This is a genomic window from Gordonia malaquae NBRC 108250 (genome assembly GCF_000344135.1).
GTDB classification, from domain to species: domain Bacteria; phylum Actinomycetota; class Actinomycetes; order Mycobacteriales; family Mycobacteriaceae; genus Gordonia; species Gordonia malaquae.
Genome location: NZ_BAOP01000013.1, coordinates 51827 through 70453 on the forward strand (window position 1 = coordinate 51827; position 18627 = coordinate 70453).

17 protein-coding genes and 1 pseudogene are annotated in these 18627 nt (G+C 66.8%); 7 read left to right on the top strand and 11 right to left on the bottom strand.

The genetic code is table 11. The annotated features are described in order from the left end of the window. Positions 1-58 precede the first annotated feature (58 nt). The 6 genes and pseudogenes from GM1_RS10275 to GM1_RS10300 all read right to left on the bottom strand — a co-directional run bounded on the left by GM1_RS10275 (position 59) and on the right by GM1_RS10300 (position 3582). A complete protein-coding gene (locus GM1_RS10275; RefSeq protein ID WP_008378556.1) occupies positions 59-916 on the bottom strand; it encodes an alpha/beta fold hydrolase in 858 nt (285 codons plus the stop codon). A gap of 30 nt (positions 917-946) precedes the next feature. Further along, the gene (locus tag GM1_RS10280; protein ID WP_008378557.1) at positions 947-1204 is read right to left on the bottom strand and encodes a hypothetical protein; all 258 of its coding nucleotides are present in this window, start codon (positions 1202-1204) and stop codon (positions 947-949) included. Between the two features lie 18 nt (positions 1205-1222). Beyond that, on the bottom strand, positions 1223-1591 hold the full coding sequence (locus tag GM1_RS10285) for an SgcJ/EcaC family oxidoreductase (RefSeq protein WP_008378558.1): 369 nt from the start codon (positions 1589-1591) through the stop codon (positions 1223-1225). A gap of 26 nt (positions 1592-1617) precedes the next feature. Next, positions 1618-1767 carry a hypothetical protein gene (locus GM1_RS10290; RefSeq protein WP_174316872.1) on the bottom strand — a complete coding sequence of 50 codons (150 nt, stop codon included), beginning with the start codon at positions 1765-1767 and terminating at the stop codon, positions 1618-1620. A gap of 46 nt (positions 1768-1813) precedes the next feature. Further along, positions 1814-2032, bottom strand: a pseudogene (locus GM1_RS10295) (FAD-dependent oxidoreductase); the annotation flags it as partial. Further along, entirely contained in the window at positions 2029-3582 is a 1554-nt protein-coding gene (locus tag GM1_RS10300) for an FAD-binding protein (RefSeq protein ID WP_008378560.1), read from the bottom strand. The pseudogene GM1_RS10295 and the gene GM1_RS10300, both read right to left, overlap by 4 nt. Before the next feature lie 200 nt (positions 3583-3782). On the opposite strand from GM1_RS10300, the gene GM1_RS10305 reads away from it, so the two are divergent. Both GM1_RS10305 and GM1_RS10310 read left to right on the top strand, forming a co-directional pair. After that, on the top strand, positions 3783-5393 hold the full coding sequence (locus GM1_RS10305) for a flavin-containing monooxygenase (RefSeq protein ID WP_008378561.1): 1611 nt from the start codon (positions 3783-3785) through the stop codon (positions 5391-5393). 151 nt (positions 5394-5544) lie between these two features. Then, positions 5545-6255, top strand: a complete 711-nt coding sequence (locus GM1_RS10310) for a PadR family transcriptional regulator (protein ID WP_008378562.1) — start codon at positions 5545-5547, stop codon at positions 6253-6255. Between the two features lie 37 nt (positions 6256-6292). On the opposite strand, the gene GM1_RS10315 is transcribed toward GM1_RS10310, so the two are convergent. The 5 genes from GM1_RS10315 to kstR all read right to left on the bottom strand — a co-directional run bounded on the left by GM1_RS10315 (position 6293) and on the right by kstR (position 11460). Then, on the bottom strand, positions 6293-7093 hold the full coding sequence (locus tag GM1_RS10315) for an IclR family transcriptional regulator (RefSeq protein ID WP_008378563.1): 801 nt from the start codon (positions 7091-7093) through the stop codon (positions 6293-6295). Between the two features lie 283 nt (positions 7094-7376). Beyond that, entirely contained in the window at positions 7377-8282 is a 906-nt protein-coding gene (gene bphC / locus GM1_RS10320) for a biphenyl-2,3-diol 1,2-dioxygenase (protein ID WP_008378564.1), read from the bottom strand. A gap of 28 nt (positions 8283-8310) precedes the next feature. Further along, positions 8311-9489 (bottom strand): acyl-CoA dehydrogenase family protein, encoded by a 1179-nt coding sequence (locus GM1_RS10325; RefSeq protein WP_008378565.1) that lies wholly within the window; start codon positions 9487-9489, stop codon positions 8311-8313. Between the two features lie 41 nt (positions 9490-9530). Beyond that, positions 9531-10685: a 3-ketosteroid-9-alpha-monooxygenase, oxygenase component gene (locus GM1_RS10330; RefSeq protein ID WP_008378573.1), complete on the bottom strand. Its 1155-nt coding sequence runs from the start codon at positions 10683-10685 to the stop codon at positions 9531-9533. A 115-nt stretch (positions 10686-10800) separates the two neighbouring features. Beyond that, positions 10801-11460 carry a cholesterol catabolism transcriptional regulator KstR gene (gene kstR, locus GM1_RS10335; protein WP_008378575.1) on the bottom strand — a complete coding sequence of 220 codons (660 nt, stop codon included), beginning with the start codon at positions 11458-11460 and terminating at the stop codon, positions 10801-10803. A 125-nt stretch (positions 11461-11585) separates the two neighbouring features. Here kstR and GM1_RS10340 point away from each other — a divergent pair, with 125 nt between their 5' ends. The 5 genes from GM1_RS10340 to GM1_RS10360 all read left to right on the top strand — a co-directional run bounded on the left by GM1_RS10340 (position 11586) and on the right by GM1_RS10360 (position 18598). Next, entirely contained in the window at positions 11586-13721 is a 2136-nt protein-coding gene (locus tag GM1_RS10340; protein WP_008378579.1) for an acyl-CoA dehydrogenase family protein, read from the top strand. 89 nt (positions 13722-13810) lie between these two features. Continuing rightward, positions 13811-16018 (top strand): acyl-CoA dehydrogenase family protein, encoded by a 2208-nt coding sequence (locus tag GM1_RS10345; RefSeq protein WP_040519827.1) that lies wholly within the window; start codon positions 13811-13813, stop codon positions 16016-16018. Then, positions 16015-17031, top strand: coding sequence for a bifunctional MaoC family dehydratase N-terminal/OB-fold nucleic acid binding domain-containing protein (locus tag GM1_RS10350; RefSeq protein ID WP_008378581.1), 1017 nt, complete (start codon positions 16015-16017; stop codon positions 17029-17031). Before GM1_RS10345 ends, GM1_RS10350 begins: the two co-directional genes overlap by 4 nt. After that, a complete protein-coding gene (locus GM1_RS10355) occupies positions 17028-17423 on the top strand; it encodes a MaoC family dehydratase (RefSeq protein ID WP_008378582.1) in 396 nt (131 codons plus the stop codon). The genes GM1_RS10350 and GM1_RS10355 overlap by 4 nt, the downstream gene beginning before the upstream one ends. Beyond that, the gene (locus GM1_RS10360; RefSeq protein WP_008378583.1) at positions 17423-18598 is read left to right on the top strand and encodes a lipid-transfer protein; all 1176 of its coding nucleotides are present in this window, start codon (positions 17423-17425) and stop codon (positions 18596-18598) included. Before GM1_RS10355 ends, GM1_RS10360 begins: the two co-directional genes overlap by 1 nt. The last annotated feature ends 29 nt before the right edge of the window (positions 18599-18627 follow it).

Below are 18627 nucleotides of genomic sequence, written 5' to 3' on the forward strand. Positions count from 1 at the left end.
CTCGAGGAACCAGTGTTCCTCGAGCGGAGTTCTCTTCTGAGTCGAAAGGCCCCGAGAATCAGGACTCGAGCAGGAAGCCCATCACCGTGCGTTCGAAGGCCGCCTTGGCCTCGATCATCGCCCAGTGGCCACAGTTCGGGAACACGTGGAGTTCGGCGTCGGGGATGGTGCGCATCGGCACGAGAGCCATGTCGAGCGGGCTCACTCGATCGTCTCGACCCCAGGTCAGCAGGGTCTTCGCCGACACCTTGTGCATCATCGCCCACTGCGGCGGAGCGTCGGAGGCGTTCATCGCCTGAATCATCGCGGCGAATGCGGCCTTGCTGTACATGCGGCGCGCGCTCTCCAACGTGCCGGGTTCGGTGGCGAGCGCCCAGCGTTCCTCGATGAGTTGATCCGTGACGACTGCAGGGTCGTAGACCATCGAGTGCAGCCACTGGATCAGACCCTCGCGGGTGGGGTTCTCGGTGAACTCCTGGAGGAGTTTGATGCCTTCGCCCGGACCCGGGCTGAAGATGTTCCGCCCGATGCCGCCGATGGTGACGAGACGACGGATGCGGCCGGGGTTCGCGATGTCGTAGCCGATGCCGACGCCTCCGCCCATCGAGTTGCCGACGACGTCGAACGTGTCCAACCCGAGCGCGTCGACGAATGCGCCGAGTGCGCCTCCGGCGGTGACCATGGGATGGCCGCCCCAGTCGTCGCTCACGCCGAAGCCGGGGAACTCGAGGACGAGGCACCGGAAGTGTTCGCCGAGCAGGCCGAGATTGCCGCGATAGTTGCGCCAGCCGGTCACACCGGGGCCCGAACCGTGCAGCAGTACGAGGGGAGGACCGTCGCCGTACTCGTGATAGCGCAGAACGCCCTGGGGCGTCTGCAGTTCTCGAAGCGTGGCGTCGTAGTCGACGTCCGTCATGTTTCTACTCCTGAAGTGGATGTTCTGGTGTCAGCCGATGAGTCCGGGAACGGGCTCGCGACGGAGGTCAGCGGTGCCGAGCTTGCCGTCGTGGACGGCCTTCTCGATGGCGTCGCGCAAGGCCAGGCAGGTGGGGATGTTCTGCGTCTTCTCGCCGCGCGCGACTCGCTCGGCGAACTCGGGGCATGCGTTCTCTGAATCGTCGAGCCATTGCACGCTCGTGTGCGTCGGGCTGAACTTCTCAACCAAGACACGGTTGGTGCAGGTCCCGCAACTTATCTCGTGCATCTTTCACACCTTCTCTTCTCAGGCGACGGTCATGTCGGACGGCGCCCAGAAGGCGCGCATCGAGGTGATGAGGCCGTCGGCGTCGAACGTCATGACGTCGATGGGTTCGACGATGTACTTCGCATCGCCCGCGGTGGTGACGACGCGGAAATGGAACGCCGCCTGCAGCCCGCAGACGCGCGCGGTCAGCAACTCGGTGGTGAGCTCGGCGCCTGCGAGGCCGCCGTAGAACTCGGCGATCGCGTCGCGGCCACGCCGGACGTCGGAGCCGACCGGGTCTTCGAGAGTCGCGTCGGGTGCGTAGAGCGCGGCGACAGCTGCGGCGTCGCCGGTGGCGACGGTGTCCAGGTAGGTGCGGATGGTGGCGTTGATGTCGGGTTCGGACATGGGTCTCTCCTGTAGTCGGGCTGGGGTCAGCCGAGTTCACGGACGGGATCGGTCCCGTCCCAGTGGCGGGCGGCGGCGACGCCCGCGGCGATCAGTTCACGCATCATGCCGCCCTCGATGTACTCCACGATCAGACCCGGCTGGTCAGCGGATTCCAGGTAGGCGACGCGTGTCATCTCGTTGCCCGCGCGGAACAGGACGGACAGTCCGTTGCGTTCCGCGGTAGCCGCGCACGCTCTCTCGGCTGTCGACGATGCCGATGCGCTCCAGCTGCGGGCTGTTCGGGATCCACACGCCGCCGCCCGACAATGCCGTGCTGCCTCCGTAGACGTCGGCCTTCTCGATGATGAGCGTCGACAGGCCGCGATCGGCGGCCGCCAAGGCCGCAGTCAGTCCGCCTGCACCACTGCCGACGACGATGACGTCGTATTCGGTCTTCATGCCGAAGCCTCCTGCTTCGCGTCGGCCATCGCGCGAACTGCCAGGTGGCTGAACAGCATCGACGTGCCGATGGGGTTGCCGCCACCGGGGTAGACGGTGCCGCTGGGTGCGGCCATCGTGTTGCCCGCCGCGTACAGGCCCGTGATCGCGGATCCGTCGGCGCGGAGCACGTTGCCGGTGACGTCGGTGGTGAGTCCGCCCTTCGTCCCGAGGTCGGAGACGCCGAACGCCGCAGCGTGGAACGGTCCCTGATCGACGGTCACCAGCGGCGGCTCGCCGCCGGAGAACGCGCGGTCGTAGGCCTCGTCGCCGCGCCCGAAGTCGGGATCGACACCGGTCGGGACGTGGCCGTTGTACTTCTCGACGGTGGCGACGAGTGCATCAGCCGGGACGCCGATCTTTGCGGCGAGTTCCTCAAGTGTGTCCGCCGTGTGCCAGAGGCCTGCGTCGACGTACTCCTGAGTGGGGGAGAACGACACGTTCGGCGCCTTGCACGGTGGCACTTCGCCTTCCTTGTCGTCGTAGATCATCCAGAACGGGAGCGTCACCTCTCCTGCGGCCATCTGATCGAGGACGTCGCGGCCGAGGCGGTCGTACGGTGCGGACTCGTTCACAAAACGTTCGCCGTTCTGGTTGACGAAGATGCCGCCGGTGAACCACAGAGCGAACGCCGACCGGCCGTCCGGGTGCGTCAGACCGGGGGACCACCATGCCTGATCCATCAGGTCGGTGGCTGCGCCCGCGGCGATGCCCGCCCTGTGGGCCTGTCCGGTGTTGGTGGCCGGGCCCATCGTGTCTCGGGCCACGCCGGGCACACCGTATTCGGCGCGCATGGTGTCGTTGCCTTCGAATCCGCCGGTAGCGAGCAGCACGCCGCGGCGAGCGCGGATCGCCTCGCGCTTTCCGTCGCGTTCGACGATCACGCCGGTCACTTCGCCGTCTTCGGTCACCAGGTCGACGAGAGCCGTGTTGAGCTGCAACGTCGCATTGTCACGAGGTTCGAGCGCCATCAGGAAGCGGGCGACCAGAGCACGTCCGCCGATGTAGTAGTCGGGAGTCGGCGCACCGAGTCGGTCGACGTCGAGAGGACCGCGCACCACGTCTTTGTAGGCGGGCGCATCGGAGACGGGAAACGGCGTCGGCATCGTGTGGCGCTGTCCGTCGAGCCGGGCCTTCGGCGCCTTGCCGAAGTAGTCGGGCCACGGCAGCATCTCGAACTTCAGGTTCTCGTCCTGTTCGAGGTACTCGATGAGCGGTGCGCCGCCCCGGACGTAGGTCTCCTGCAAATCGGCCGGAGTGCGGTCGCCGACCACCGAGCGGTAGTAGGTGAGGGCGTCCTCGATCGTGTCGTCGGTGCCCGCCCGCATCAGTACCGGGTTGCACGGGAACCAGACGCCTCCGCCTCCCGAGTAGGCGGTGGTTCCGCCGAACTTGTCGGACGCCTCCACCAGGAGGACCGACAGGCCCTCACGCGCGGCCGTGTAGGCGCCGCACATGCCGCCGCCTCCCGATCCGGCCACGACGACGTCGTACTCCTGCGTCCAGTCCACGCTCAACGGTCCACTCCTGACTCATGACGAAAATGTCGTTCGACGCCGACGGTAAGCCGCGCGGCAACACTGGCGACGGCGGCTTCCCGGTGACCGGGACGTACCGGTGAGCGGGAATCACGCTGTCTACCCGGCTGCGATGGTCTTAGCGTCGTTGCTGTTGGTCGGGGAGGTCCCGGCACAGTGACGAGAGGCGCAGCGTGAGTGAGACTGTGGAGTCCGTAGACGTCGACGTGGTGGTTGTCGGTGCAGGTTTCGGTGGGCTGTACGCTCTGCACCGCCTGCGTTCGGACGGCAAGAGCGTCCGGTTGTTCGAGGCCGGCGGCGGCATCGGCGGTGTCTGGTACTGGAACCGTTACCCCGGCGCCCGCTGCGACGTCGAGAGCGTCGACTATTCGTACTCGTTCGACGAGGACCTCCAGCAGGAGTGGAATTGGAGCGAGAAGTACGCGACCCAGCCCGAGATCCTCCGGTACGTGGATCACGTCGCCACACGGTTCGACCTGTACCGCGACATCAGCCTCAACACCAGGGTGGAGCAGATCGCCCTCGACGAGGACACACTGACGTGGACGGTGAGGACCGACACCGGTGAGACCGTGACCGCTCGGTGGGTCGTCCTGGCGCTCGGGCCGCTGTCGAACTCGAACATCCCGGCGATCGACGGGATCAACGACTTCGCCGGTCCCGTGCTGCACACGGGACAGTGGCCGCACGAGCAGGTCGACTTCACCGGGCAGCGTGTCGGAGTCATCGGAACCGGGTCGTCCGGAATCCAGTCGATTCCCGAGATCGCGAAGCAGGCCGATCACCTCACGGTGTTCCAGCGCACCGCCAACTACAGCATTCCCGCCGGGAACCGGCCTCTGTCCGACGCCGATCGCGCAGCGCAGAAGGCCGACTACGCGGAGCGTCGACGACTGTCGATGGCGAGCGGCGGAGGCTCACCGCACATGGCGTACCCGAAGAACACGCTCGACGCGACCGAACAGGAACGTCAGGCGGCGTACGAGGAACGCTGGGAACTGGGCGGAGTCCTGTTCAGCAAGACGTTCCCCGACCAGCTGACGTCACTCGACGCCAACGTCCCCGCCCGTGAGTTCTGGGAGTCGAAGGTACGCGCGGTGATCGACGATCCCGAGGTCGCGGCCGATCTGATCCCGTCTGATCACCCGATCGGCACCAAGCGGATCTGCACCGACAGCGGATACTTCGAGACATACAACCGCGACAACGTCGAACTGGTGAACTTGCGGAAGGCCCCCATCGAGCGGATCGACGCGACTGGCGTGGTCACCGCGGACGGGCGCCATCACGACATCGACGTACTGGTGCTCGCGACCGGCTTCGACGCGATGACCGGCTCTGTGGCCAAGATCGACATCGTCGGTCGTGGCGGCCGGACGCTGAACGACGAGTGGGCGGCCGGTCCACGCACGTACCTCGGGCTCGGCATCGCCGGGTTCCCCAATCTGTTCAACTTGACCGGTCCCGGCAGCCCGTCGGTGCTGGCGAACATGGTGTTGCACTCGGAACTGCACGTCGACTGGATCTCCGATGCGATCGCTCATGTCGACGACTCGGGCTCGGTCGGTTTCGAAGCTCGCGCCGAGGCAGTCGACGAGTGGGTCGACGAGTGCAGGCGTCGGGCGGAGGGGTCCCTCATGGTTCAGGCCAACTCCTGGTACCTCGGGGCCAACATTCCCGGTCGTCCGCGAGTGTTCATGCCGTTCGTCGGCGGGTTCGGAGCGTACGGCGACATCATCGCGAAGGTCGCAGCCAACGACTACGAGGGCTTCCAACTCCTCTGACCTATTTGAGACTGCTCGTCCCCAATTTCGGCACCCGCCGCCGCTCGATGCGGTCGACGGGTGCCGAAGTCGTCTGCAACCTGGGGCGACGTGCCTCCCGGTGACTGGTTGCAGGCACGAGCGCGCGTCACTGCGTTGTTACGATCAGGAAGTGCAGGATGATTCCGACGGCGAGAGCCGGCCTCTCCCCGACATCCCTCCGACCGGCTGGGCGGTCCTCGGTCTGCTCAGCTCCAACGAGAGCGGATCAGGCTACGACGTGAAGAAGTGGGCCGACTGGTCGATCGGCCATTTCTACTGGAGTCCGTCGTTCAGCCAGGTGTACAGCGAGATGAAACGCCTCGAGAAGTTGGGCTTGGCGAAGTCGTGGACGGAGAAGAGTGCAGGCGAGCGGTCGCGCCGACTGTACGCGGTCACTGAGGAAGGTCATCGCGCGCTCGAAGAATGGGTGATGACCGGGCCGGTCGACCTCCCGATTCTCAAACACCCGGTATTGATGCGCATCTGGCTCGGGCACTTGAGCTCCCCGGACCGTCTGAAGGCGATTCTGACCGACTACATGGACCAGCTTCGTGACCTGATCAAGACGGCCGAGAACGACGGCGAGTTGGCGACGATCGAACCGTCATGGGCGTATCCGAGGCTCGCACTTCGCTGGGCGCACCGGCACTATCAGGCGGAACTGGAGCTGGCGCAGGACCTCTACGACGAGATCGACGCGACGTACGCGGCGTTGACGCCTGCACTCGATGAGAACGGGCGCCTCATTCCGCCTGCCCCGGAACGCTGGCGTGAGGTGGACGCGATGGCGCGAGCCGCCGCTGAGGCCGCCGCAGCGACGAACGACGCCGCCCCCGAATGATCGGGAGCGGCGTCGGTTAGAGCAGGGGATCTCGCGGTCAGGCGACGGGGCGCTGCGCCGCGGGAAGGAAGCCGCGTCGCTGCTGGAGGGTAGGCGTGATGCGGACCGCGTCGTCCGCGGTGTTCCGCCAGATGCCGAGCGCGGCCATCCGCAGGGGCGATGCGAGACGGTTGTCGAAGGTCATCTTCTCGATCGGGCCGCACATCGAGATCGCGGCGACGGCCTGTCCGGGTTCGCCGATCGGCACCGCGACGCAGCCGAATCGCGCGACCGCCTCTTCGCGTTCGAACGCGACGCCGTGCGCGCGAACCTTCGCGAGCTCGGCAGTCAATGCCGACGACGATGCGATCGAGAAGCGCGTGCGGCGCTCCAGCGGTGCGCTCTGGTCGATGTCGTCGGTGTGTGCGAGCAGCGCCTTGCCGATGGCCGTGCAGTGTGCGGGCTGGCGGCCGCCGACGCGGGTGGGGAGCGCCTTGCCGAGGCCTTCGCCGATCTTCTCGAGGTACACCACGTCGCTGCCCTGCAGGACTGCGAGGTGAATGACGAAGCCCGTCATCCGGTGGAGCTCGTGGAGGAACGGCATGGCGGCCGAGTGCAGGCGGTCCTGATGCACTGCGAGGGAACCGAGTTCCACCAGGCGCATGCCGAGCTCGTAGTCGCGACCGTCGCGGCGGAGCCAGCGGAGCGCGACGAGGCGTTCGAGCATGCGGTGGGCGGACGACCGGGGCAGTCCGGTGCGGCGGACGATCTCGGCGAGGTTCTGACGGGCGTGTCCTTCGAAGGCGTCGAGGACGAGGGAGACGCGGTCGAGGACGGCGTTGGGAGTGTTGTCGGTCATGACTCTCCAGGAGGGTGGGGGCTGAGTGTCATTGCCTAACCGACTGAGATCAAGGCTGTGACCTCGGTATTTCGATTAGGCATATTGAGAATAGCGCTCACTGAGGCCTGTGTCACGTTTTTCTTCGAATATGACGCCGACTTCATTGAAAGCGCAGGTCAGCGGGGTCTCCCGGATACGAGAAAGGGAGCCGTGCTCCCCCGTGGGGTGGGCAACACGGCTCCCTCTCGCGTGATGACGCACTACGTCTCGACTCCGCTCGACGGGCGGGTTGGTGGCACCGTCACATCGCTGCGAGCGGCTCGCTTCCGGACCAGTCGTGGCCCCAGTAGCTGTCGGCGGTGATCTCTTCCGACGTGTAGTGGGCCTCGTCGACCTTCATGCCCTCACAGCCGAACTCGATGTCCCAGCCGCCGGGCGCGCGGACGTAGAACGACACCATCTTGTCGTTCGTGTGGCGGCCCAGCGTCGACGACAGGGAGAAACCGTCCTTCAGAACACGGTCGAGCGCCTGGCCGACGGCGTCGAGCGTGTCGACCTCGACCATCACGTGGATGAGGCCGGGCGCGCCGCCGTGCGGCGCCGGGCACAGCGCCAGGCTGTGATGGCGCTCGTTGACGCCCATGAACCGAATGCGGACCGGCCCGTACTCCGGCGGTGCGGGGATGCGCATCGCGCCGCGGGGCAGGAAGCCGAGCACGTCCTGGTAGAACTCGAACGCGCCGTTCAGGTCCATCACCGGGAGCACGACGTGGCCGAGTCCCTGGCCGCCGGTCACGAACGTGGAACCGAACGGGGTCACGATCGGGCTGTGATCGAGAATGGGTCCGTGGAAGACCTCGAGAGTCGCGCCCGCGGGGTCGGTGAATGAGATCCCGGCCTCGATGCGGCGAGCGTCCGCCTCGTCGTTCGACAGGTCGGTGACGTTCACGCCCGCGGCGGTGACGGCTTCACGGACGCGTGCGAGCGCCTTGCCGTCGCGGACCTCCCAGCCGATGGTGACGATCTCGTCGGTCTCGCCCTCGACGACGACGATGCGTGCTGCACGCTCGTCCATCCGCAGGTAGAGCGCGTTCTCATCGGGGCCGGAGCCCTTCGCGAAGCCGAGGACGTCGAACGCGAAGGTGCGCCAGCGGTCCATGTCGTGGGTCTGGACCTTGATGTAGCCAAGGCTCTTGATGTCGGTCATGTTGCGGTCTTTCTGTGCGGGGAGGGAGTCAGATCATCGAGCGGAGGTTGTCCGGGACCTCCAGGCCCATGGAGGCCAGAGCGGACGCGTGGTACGGGGTGCTCGGCACGTGGATCGCGTGGTTCAGGCCGGCGTGCACGTCGCGCCAGAAGCGCTGCAGCGGCTTGTCCATCCGGAGTGCGTTGCCGCCGGACCGCGCGTAGATCTGGTCGACGGCCATCACCGCGCGCCAGGCGGCCCGGATCTGAGTGCGTCGACCCGCTGCACGGTCGGCGAAGGTGATCTCCTTGCCTGCCTCGACCATGTCGAAGATCCGGTCGACGTTCGCCAACAGCTCCTGGCGGGCGGCGTTGATGTCGGCCGCGGCCTCGCCGATGGCGAAGAGGTTGTACGGATCGTCCTTCACCGCGACGCCCTGGGCGCCGACACGGTCGCGCTGGTAATCGAGATGGCATGCGAGGGCGCCTTCGGCGATGCCGATGACGGCGGAGGTGATGCCGAGCGGGAACATCGACGACCACGGCATCTTGAAGAGTGTCGAGGTCATGCCGGCCTCTGCCTGTGCGGTTCCGTCGATCACGTGGTCGCCGTTCATCACGCGGTACGACGGGACAAAAGCGTCCTTGACGATGATGTCCTTGGATCCGGTGCCCTTGAGGCCGACGACGTTCCAGGAGTCCTCGACGATCGTGTAGTCGCTGCGCGGCAGGATCATGTGCAGCATGGTCGGCGGCAACGCCATGTCGCCCTCGGGAGTGCCGAGCATCGCGCCGAGGAAGATCCAGTCGCAGTGGTCGGTGCCGGAGCTGAACTGCCAGCGGCCGTTGAAGATGTAGCCGCCCTCGACGGGGCGGGCGATGCCGGTCGGTGCGTACGGCGACGCGATCCAGGTGTTGTCGTCCTCGCCCCACACCTCTTCCTGCACTTTGGGGTCGGCGAACGCCATCTGCCACGGGTGGACGCCGACGATGCCGCACACCCATCCGGTGGCGCCGTCGAGGCTCGCGGCCTTCATGACGGTCTCGGCGAATTCGCGCGGATGTGCTTCGAGGCCGCCGTACTGTGCGGGCGCGAGCAGCTTCATCACGCCGGAGGCCTTCAGCTTCTTCGCGGTCTCGTCGGGCAGTCGGCCGAGATCTTCGGCCTCGGGGCCCTGATCGCGGATCTGGTCGGCGATCGCTTCGATGTTCTCAATGGGTCGGGTCATGATTCCTCGTTAGTGGAGTGTGAAGGAGGGGAGGGGCTGGGTCAGGAGACGGTGTTGACGATGCGGCCTGCGGCGATGTTGTCCGCGACCTCCTTCTCCCAGCTCTCGACGGCACGCGTGGTGTCGATCTCGAACTCGAAGCGGTTGGTCATGTCGTCGGTGATGTCCTCGACGTCGACGTAGAACTGCTTGTACCAGCGGCGGAGCTGGTACACGGGGCCGTCTTCCTCGGACAGGAGGGGATTGTCGATCGGGGCCTTGTCGCGCCAGATCTCGACGTCCTGCTCGAATCCGACCTTCACGCCCTGGGCGAACTGCGCGGCCATCGCGTCGGCTTCGTCGGCCGCCATGCCCGCGGGCTTCTTGACGCTCGCGCCGTACATCAGAACGAACGAGTTCTCGTCGACCGGGTAGTGGCAGTTGATCAGGTTGGTCTCGATCAACATGCCGTTCGCGTAGTTGCGGAGGACGTCGATCATGTAAGACGGCCCGTAGTAGAACGCTTCGGACTCCAGGCGTGAGTCGGGATCGTCGTAGTTGGTGCCGACGTTGATGTCGTCGCGAGGCAGAGAGTTCATCAACTGACCGGCGACGTGTCCCTCGAATATGTTCTTGAAGAACGTCGGGAACGAGTAGTGGACGTAAAAGAAGTGCGCCATGTCGACCACATTGTCGACGATCTCGCGGCAGTGCGAGCCCTCGACGACGATCGAGTTCCACTGCCAGTCGGTCCACTCGTCGGTGCCGTAGCCCTCGATGACGGGGATGGTCACGTCGTCGGTCGGCTTGGAGCCCTGCGGGTCGTGCCAGACGAACAGTTGGCCGTTGCGCTCGAGGGTCGGCCACGAGCGGGTCTTGGCGACGGGCGGCACGCGGCGCGCGTACGGGATTCCGGTGCAGCGGCCGTTGCCGCCCCACCGCCAGTCGTGGAACGGGCAGGCGATCGAATCGCCCTTGACCTCACCCTTGGCGAGATTGCCGCCCATGTGGCGGCAGTAGGCGTCGAGCACCTTGATCGCGCCGTCGCTCTCCGTCTGGAAGACGACGAGCTGGGTTCCGAACGCCTTGACCTGGTGGGGCTTGCCGTCCTGGAAGTCTTTCAGCAGGCCGAGGCAGTGCCATCCGCGTGCGAATCGGGTGGGGGCTCCGGCCGATTCGATCGTCCGGAACTCGTCGTCCTGGGTGGGTGCAGACATGATGCGTGTCCTCCATCGAGTTCTTCGCCAGGGCCCGGAAGGGTCCTGATGACTCGATAGTGACCTCGGTCATGTCGCTGGAGGTGACGCGTTCCCGTTGAGCGGGAAGATCGCTCTATTTGTCGAGTAGAAGGCGGATCGTCAATGCCATGCGAGTGGTGACGTCGGTGGCCGATGCACGGCGGGTGAGCCACTGCACGAGGTTCGACATCCACACGTCGGAGATGACGCGTGCGATCGCGAGTTCGTGCTCGGACGGCTCGGCCTCGGCATCCGCGGGGTCGAGCATCGCGCCCGCGAGGAGACGGTCGATGGTGTTGGCGACTCGGTCGACCTCACTGGTGGCCGATGCGTCGGCGAACATGAACGCCCGCGTCATCGCCTCGGTGAGGAGGGGATCGCGCTGCATCGCATAGGTGATCATGTCGAGCACGTGGCGCAGTCGAGCCATCGGGTCGTCGCCCGGGAGCTGTGTGCGGTCGACGCGGCCTTCCACTCGTTCCAGTTCGCGCGCGAGCGCTGTCACGAGGAGATGGACCTTCGACGGGAAGTACCGGTACAGGGTGCCGACGGCGACGTCGGCCTTCTCTGCGACGGTGCGCATCTGCACCGCGTCGTATCCGCCCTTGGAGGCGAGTGCGAGTGTGGCGTCGAGGATCCGCCTGCGCCGCTCGCGCTGCGCAGCCGATCCGACCTCGGCGCCCGAGGTGGGTGCCGGAGTTGGCGGCGGCGTCGGTGCTTCGACGTCGCTTGTGCTGGTGGCCGGGCCTGCCATGTGCGGATTCCCCCTCGATATCGGGCGGCCGCTGGTTGGCAGCGGCACTTCGATGGTGTACACCCTAGGTGTCATTAGAACAGGTTCTAATTGCTTGCAACAACCGAAACGCAGAGGAAACTCCCGTGAGTATCGCCACGTCATCCGACCAACGAGTGGTAGCCGACAGCGTGACCGACTGGGCGGCGGCCCGATCCGTCGCCGAGGCCGTCCGTGCCGACATCGACGGCGGGGGTGCGTCATGGCGCGAGTTCTTCGGCCAGATCGGTGAACTCGGCGTGTTCATGGCCGGTGTCGCCGAGGATGCGGGAGGTGCGGGCGGCAGTCTGGAAGACGTCGCCGTGATGCTGGAAGCGTGCGGATCGTCGCTGGTCCCGGGGCCGTTGGCGCAGACCGTCGCCGGTGCGTACGTCCTCGCCGCGCAGGGGGCTGAGGTCGCCGAAGCGCTCATGGCCGGGGAGCGGCCCGTGGTGGTCCCGGCGTCGGCGATCAGCGGTGCGGTGCCGTTGACGCTGACCGACGGATCGGTTGATCTGGGTCCGGTACCCGCGTGGGTGGACGACGCGCTCGTGCTGGCTCCGCTTGTCGTCGACGGCGCGAGCGGCTGGTACGCGATCGAGCCCGCAGGTGTCGACGCCACCGTCATGGACGGTCCGCTCGACGGCACGGCGATCCCGCATCGGGTGCGTCTCTCGGGTCTGACCGACGGTTCGCTCGTACGGATCGACGACGCAGAGCTCCTCGTCGACCTCCTCGTGCTCGGCTTCACCGCCTACCAGTCCGGCGTCGCACGGCACGTCCTGGACGTGGCCGTCGACTACGCGAAGGTCCGCACTCAGTTCGGGGCGCCGATCGGATCGTTCCAGGCCGTCAAACAGATCTGCGCCGACATGCTGTGCCGGAGCGAGCAGCTGACCGCCGCCGCGTGGGATCTGGCGTCGGCGATCGACGACGGCGAGCGTGCGCAGGCGGCCTTGAGCCGTCTCGCCGCATCGGTGCTCGTCGCCGATCTCGCACCCGCGAACGCCAAGGACGCCATCCAGATCCTCGGCGGAATCGGCTTCACATTCGAACACGACGCACACCTCTACCTGCGGTCGGCGCTCGCCACCCGCATGCTCCTCGGCCAGGGATCGGCCGCGCGTGCCGAACTCGGCCGCCTCGGGCGGGAGGGTTCCCGACGCGAGTTCTCGCTCGACCTCGAGTCCGTCCAGGATCGGCGGCCTGCGATCGCCGCCGCCGCCGACGAGGTCGCGGCCGCACCGGAGTCGGAGCGTCGCGCGGCGCTGGCCCGCACCGGACTGCTCGCACCGCACTGGCCGGAGCCATACGGTCTGGCCGCCGATCCGGCGCTCCAACTGCTCATCGACGCCGAACTCGACAGGGTGGGCGTCGCCCGCCCCGACCTGGTGATCGCGGGCTGGGCGTTGCCGACAATCCTCGAACACGGCACGGACGCTCAGCGCGAGAAGTTCGTCGCGCCGACCCTCGCGGGCGACATCCGGTGGTGCCAGCTGTTCAGCGAGCCCGAGGCCGGATCGGATCTCGCATCGCTGCGCACCAAAGCCGTCCGCGTCGACGGCGGATGGCGTCTCACCGGTCAGAAGATCTGGACGTCGGAGGCGCACATGTCGCAGTGGGCCGTGTGCCTGGCGCGCACCAACCCCGACGTGCCGAAGCACAAGGGCATCACCTACTTCCTCGTCGACATGGCGGCCGCCGGGATCGACATCCGTCCATTGCGAGAGCTGACCGGCCGCGCGATGTTCAACGAAGTGTTTCTCGACGACGTGTTCGTGCCCGATGAGATGGTCGTCGGGCCGGTCGACGGCGGCTGGCGACTGGCGCGCACAACACTCGCGAACGAGCGCGTGGCCATGGGCGGTTCGGGTCTGGGCAAGGAGGTCGACGCGTTGCTGCGTCAGATCGACGGCGTGGAACTGAGCGCGGAGCAGTCGCGTGAACTCGGTCGGATCGTCGCCGATGCGCACATCGGGCGAGTGCTCGACGCACGGTCGGTGGTCCAGAGGCTGTCGGGGACCGATCCCGGCGCGACGTCGAGCGTCCGAAAACTGATCGGTGTGGTGCATCGGCAGTCGGTGCCGGAGTTCGCCACCGATCTGCTCGGCGTCGAGGGTCTGTCGAGTTCGTCGGCGACCGAGTTGCTGCTGCTCAATCGGTGTCTGTCGATTGCGGGCGGAACCACGCAGATCCTTAAGAACGCGGCGGCAGAGCGAATTCTCGGCCTCCCGCGAGGCTGACTGCGCGCTAACCAAGCAAGTGCTAGGTAGAGGCATTCACCATCTGCTACAAATGGAACACGTTCTAATTTACCTTCAGGAGGTGCCGGGTGGACTTCACTCTGGACCCCGCGGCCGCAGCCGTGTCCGACGTCGCCGACGACGTCGTCAAGCGCTTGCAGCCGGACTGGGAGACAAAATTCGCCGACAGCGGCTTCGACGCCGCCGCATGGCGCGGCTTCGTCGACGCAGGCGTCACCGCGATGCCGCTCAGCGAGGAGTTCGGCGGTGACGACCTCGGTGTCGACGCGCTCCGACCACTCGTGGTGCGTGCCGGTCGTGACGCAGTCGTCACACCGCTGATCGGCACTCTCGCCGCCGGTCTCGTGGGGGCGTCGACCGATCCGGAGGGACGCTTCGCGGTTGCGGTCGGCGAACCGGGTCGAGCACTCGGTGAGGGACTGTCGACGACGCTTGTCGACGGCGTGCTGACCGGTGTCAAGACAGGTGTCCTGCACGCCGACGGGGCGACAGCACTGGTCGTCGCCGCAGCAGGCGGCATCGCAGTCGTCGATCCGGCGGCCGACGGAGTCACTGTCACCAGGACCACCGCGTCGTCCGGCTGGGGCGAGTACACCGTCCGGTTCGACCGTGCTCGCGCCGACCGGGTGGTCTCCGACAATCCGCAGCCTCTTGTCGACGTCTACCGTGCGCTGCTCGCGGCCTACGCCGACGGACTGCTGGCCGGTGCGATCGCGCGCACTGCCGAGCACGTCTCGACCCGGCATCAGTTCGGCAAGCCGATCGCCACGTTCCAGGCGGTCGGGCAGCAGCTCGCCGACGTCTACGTCATCTCTGCGACCCTCGGCCTGGTGAGCACCGCCGCGGCCTGGGAACTGGCGCAGAGCCGCGACGCGCAGGGCGACCTCGCGACCGCGATGTACTGGATCGCGTCCGAGCTTCCGGCGACGATGCGGACCATGACCCACCTGCACGGCGGGATCGGCGTCGACGTCACCTACCCGCTGCATCGCTACTTCTCCATCACCAAGGATCTCGGTCGTCTTGTCGGCGGCGTCGATCGCACCCTCGCGGTCCTCGCCGACACCGACCCGGCAGGCTCGGGCGCCGGGGCTGACACCGGTGACGGCATGTTCATCGCGTTCACCGAGGCTCAGCTGGCCCTCCGTGACCAACTGCGCACCTATTTCTCCACCCTCATCTCCGACGACGATGCGCGCACCATGCGCGTGGAGCGTCACGGTCCCGCGTACCGCAAGGTGATCAAGCAGATGGGCGCCGACGGTTGGCTCGGGGTCGGCTGGCCCGCGGAGTTCGGCGGCAAGGGCTTCGGTGAGATCGAACAGCAGATCTTCACCAACGAGGCGGTCCGCGCCGACGTTCCGCTGCCGTCGGTCACGCTGCAGACCGTCGGGCCGACGCTGCAGAAGTACGGCACCCAGGAGCAGAAGGACCTGTTCCTGCCGCGCATCCTCGCGGGCGACGTGCATTTCGCGATCGGCTACACCGAACCCGACGCGGGCACCGACCTCGCGTCGTTGACCACGAAGGCGACGCTGGACGAGACCGGCGAGAACTACATCGTCAACGGGCAGAAGATCTTCACCACCGGCGGCCACGACGCCGACTACATCTGGCTCGCCTGCCGGACCGATCAGGACGCCCCCAAACACAAGGGCATCACGATCCTGATCCTGGACACCCGTGATCCCGGTTTCACGTGGACCCCGATCATCACCGCGGACGGCGCGCATCACGTGAACGCGACGTACTACAGCGACGTGAAGGTTCCCGTCTCGATGCGGGTCGGCGAAGAGGGCGACGGCTGGAAGCTGATCACCACCCAGCTCAATCACGAACGTGTGATGCTCGGCCCGTCGGGACGCATCGGCGGCGTCGCCGACAAGGTCCGCGACTGGGCTGCCACCGCGCAGGTCGACGGCGAGCCGGTGAACAGCCGCGATGACGTCCGACGCGCGCTCGCGACGATCGGCGCATACGAGCGTCTGAACGAACTGCTTAACTGGGAGGTCGCGTCGAGCGGTGAGATCTCGATGGCGTCGGCCGCGGCGACGAAGGTGTTCGCGACCGAGCGTGTGCAGACGATCCACCGGATGGCCGACGAGATCGTCGGCCGGTACGGCGACTTCACCGACGAGACGACGGCCGATCTCGTCGACTGGCTCGACATGATGGCCAAGCGCAATGCCGTGATCACGTTCGGCGGCGGCGTCAACGAAGTGATGCGAGACATGATCGGCACCGCCGGTCTCGGTCTGCCGAGGGTGAAGCGATGACGATGACGCACGACGAGATCCGCACCGCAGCGGATGCGATCAAGGCGAAGGGCGCGAGCGCGCCCAAGAAGGGCCGCGATCCGATCAACCAGCCGATGATTCACAACTGGGTCGAGGCGATGGGCGACGACAATCCGATCTACGTCGACGCCGACGCGGCCCGCGCGGCAGGCCACGACGGCGTCGTCGCCCCGCCCGCGATGGCCCAGGTGTGGACCATGCGCGGTCTGCACGGTGTCCGCGCCGATGACGATCCGCTGGGCCTGGCGACAGAGCTGTTCGACGAGGCCGGATACACCTCGGTGGTCGCGACCAACTGCGACACCGTCTACCACCGCTACACCTCGCCCGGCGAAGAGGTCACGATCTCGTCGGAGCTCGTCGACGTCGTGGGTCCTAAGAACACGGCTCTCGGCGAGGGCTGGTTCTTCACGACCAAGAACAATTGGTCGGTGGGAGACGAACTCGTCGCGGAGATGCATTTCCGCATCCTCAAGTTCCGGCCCGCGGCGAAGACCGAGCCGGTCAGCGCGACGCCCGACCTCGACCCGGCCAAGCTCATCAAGCCGTCCAAGTCCCGTGACACTGCCTTCTTCTGGGACGGTGTCGCAGCCCATGAGCTGCGCATTCAGAAGCTCGACGACGGGTCGCTGCGTCACCCGCCGATCCCCGCCACGTGGAAGCCGCGCGGTGAGGACGGTGAGTTCGGCACCACCGACTACGTCGTGTCGTCTGGTCGCGGAACCGTCTACAGCCACGTGATTCATCACGCGCCGAAGGTGCCCGGCCGCTCGTTGCCGTTCGCAGTGGCACTGGTGGAGCTCGAGGAGGGCGTCCGCATGCTCGGCGAACTCCGCGGGATCGATCCGGCCGACGTCCGCATCGGGCTCGAGGTCGAGGTGACGTTCTTGGACTTCCCCGCGGGCGAGCGCAGCGACGGGGGATCCACCACCGACGGAGTCGCCGACGCGTGGACTCTGTACGCCTTCACTCCGGCAGGAGCAGCCAAGTGACCACGATCGCCGTCGGCGCCGCGCTGCCGCCGCTGACCATCGACGCCACCCCGACATTCGTGGTGGCCACCGCCCTCGCGACCCGCGACTTCCAGGACGTGCACCACGACCGGGACCTCGCGCATCAGAAGGGGTCGAAGGACATCTTCGTCAACATCCTCACCGACACCGGGTTGGTCGAGCGGTTCGTCACCGACTGGGCGGGCCCGTCGGCGCGGATCGGGTCGATCAACTTGAAGTTGGGCGTGCCCTGGTACGCCTACGACTCGTTGACCTTCACCGGTGAGGTGACCGCTGTCGACGGCGATCGGGTGACCGTCGCCGTCACGGGCACCAACTCGCTCGGCAAGCACGTCATCTCGACTGTCGTCTTCACCAGCCAGGAGGCGTGATGAGCAGGACTCTCTCCGGCAAGGCCTCGATCGCAGGCATCGGAGCCACCGATTTCTCGAAGAACTCCGGCCGCAGCGAGCTGCGTCTGGCCGCCGAGGCCATCAACGCGGCGTTGGCCGACGCGGGCCTGACCGCCGACGACGTCGACGGTCTCGTCACGTTCACGATGGACACCAACACCGAGATCGCCGTCGCTCGCGCGGTGGGCATCCCGGAGCTCAAGTACTTCTCCCGCATCCACTACGGCGGCGGCGCGGCGTGCTCCACGGTGCAGCAGGCGGCGATGGCCGTCGCGACCGGCGTGTGCGACGTCGCGGTCGCCTACCGCGCGTTCAACGAGCGGTCGGGAAACAGGTTCGGCCAGGTCAGCGCCGCTGTCGCCAACCAGGAGAATTCCTCGGGCACCGACAACGCGTTCTCGTACCCGCACGGCCTGTCGACGCCCGCGGCGTTCGTCGCGATGACGGCTCAGCGGTACATGCACGAGTACGGAGCGACGAGTGAAGACTTCGGCCGCGTCGCCGTCGTCGACCGCAAGCATGCCGCGGTGAACCCGAACGCGTTCTTCTACGGCAAGCCGATCACCCTGGAGGACCATCAGGCGTCGCGATACATCGCCGAGCCTCTCCATCTGCTCGACTGCTGCCAGGAGTCCGACGGTGGTGTCGCGATCGTCGTCGTCTCCCCGGAGCGCGCGAAGGACCTCAAGCAGAAGCCGGTGTCGATCGCGGGCGCCGCGTCGGGCAGTGGGCGCGACCAGTTCATCATGACCAGCTACTACCGCGACGATCTGCCTGCTCTGGAGGAGATGGGTCTGGTCGGTCGGCAGCTGTGGGCGCAGTCCGGCCTCCGGCCCGACGACATGGACATGGCGGTCCTGTACGACCACTTCACCCCGTATGCGCTCATCCAGCTCGAAGAGCTCGGATTCTGCGGACGCGGCGAGGCCAAGGACTTCGTCCGTGAGCCCGGAGCCCTCGAAGTCGGCGGCCGACTGCCTCTGAACACACACGGCGGCCAGCTCGGTGAGGCGTACATCCACGGGATGAACGGCATCGCCGAGGCCGTCCGCCAGCTGCGTGGCGACTCCGTCAACCAGGTCGAGGGCGCATCGCAGGTCCTCGTCACCGCAGGCACGGGTGTTCCGACGTCCGGCCTCGTCCTCACCGCTTGACCACCACCCGAATTGCTCGGCCCTCCCAA

What these genes read in the sequence shown, in the direction of transcription:
- GM1_RS10280 (WP_008378557.1), bottom strand. Translation starts at nt 1,204, where the DNA reads ATGCACGAGATAAGTTGCGGGACCTGCACCAACCGTGTCTTGGTTGAG.
- GM1_RS10330 (WP_008378573.1), bottom strand. Translation starts at nt 10,685, where the DNA reads ATGTCTGCACCCACCCAGGACGACGAGTTCCGGACGATCGAATCGGCC.
- kstR (WP_008378575.1), bottom strand. Translation starts at nt 11,460, where the DNA reads ATGGCAGGCCCGGCCACCAGCACAAGCGACGTCGAAGCACCGACGCCG.
- GM1_RS10275 (WP_008378556.1), bottom strand. Translation starts at nt 916, where the DNA reads ATGACGGACGTCGACTACGACGCCACGCTTCGAGAACTGCAGACGCCC.
- GM1_RS10315 (WP_008378563.1), bottom strand. Translation starts at nt 7,093, where the DNA reads ATGACCGACAACACTCCCAACGCCGTCCTCGACCGCGTCTCCCTCGTC.
- GM1_RS10290 (WP_174316872.1), bottom strand. Translation starts at nt 1,767, where the DNA reads ATGACACGCGTCGCCTACCTGGAATCCGCTGACCAGCCGGGTCTGATC.
- bphC (WP_008378564.1), bottom strand. Translation starts at nt 8,282, where the DNA reads ATGACCGACATCAAGAGCCTTGGCTACATCAAGGTCCAGACCCACGAC.
- GM1_RS10360 (WP_008378583.1), top strand. Translation starts at nt 17,423, where the DNA reads ATGAGCAGGACTCTCTCCGGCAAGGCCTCGATCGCAGGCATCGGAGCC.
- GM1_RS10350 (WP_008378581.1), top strand. Translation starts at nt 16,015, where the DNA reads ATGACGATGACGCACGACGAGATCCGCACCGCAGCGGATGCGATCAAG.
- GM1_RS10285 (WP_008378558.1), bottom strand. Translation starts at nt 1,591, where the DNA reads ATGTCCGAACCCGACATCAACGCCACCATCCGCACCTACCTGGACACC.
- GM1_RS10325 (WP_008378565.1), bottom strand. Translation starts at nt 9,489, where the DNA reads ATGACCCGACCCATTGAGAACATCGAAGCGATCGCCGACCAGATCCGC.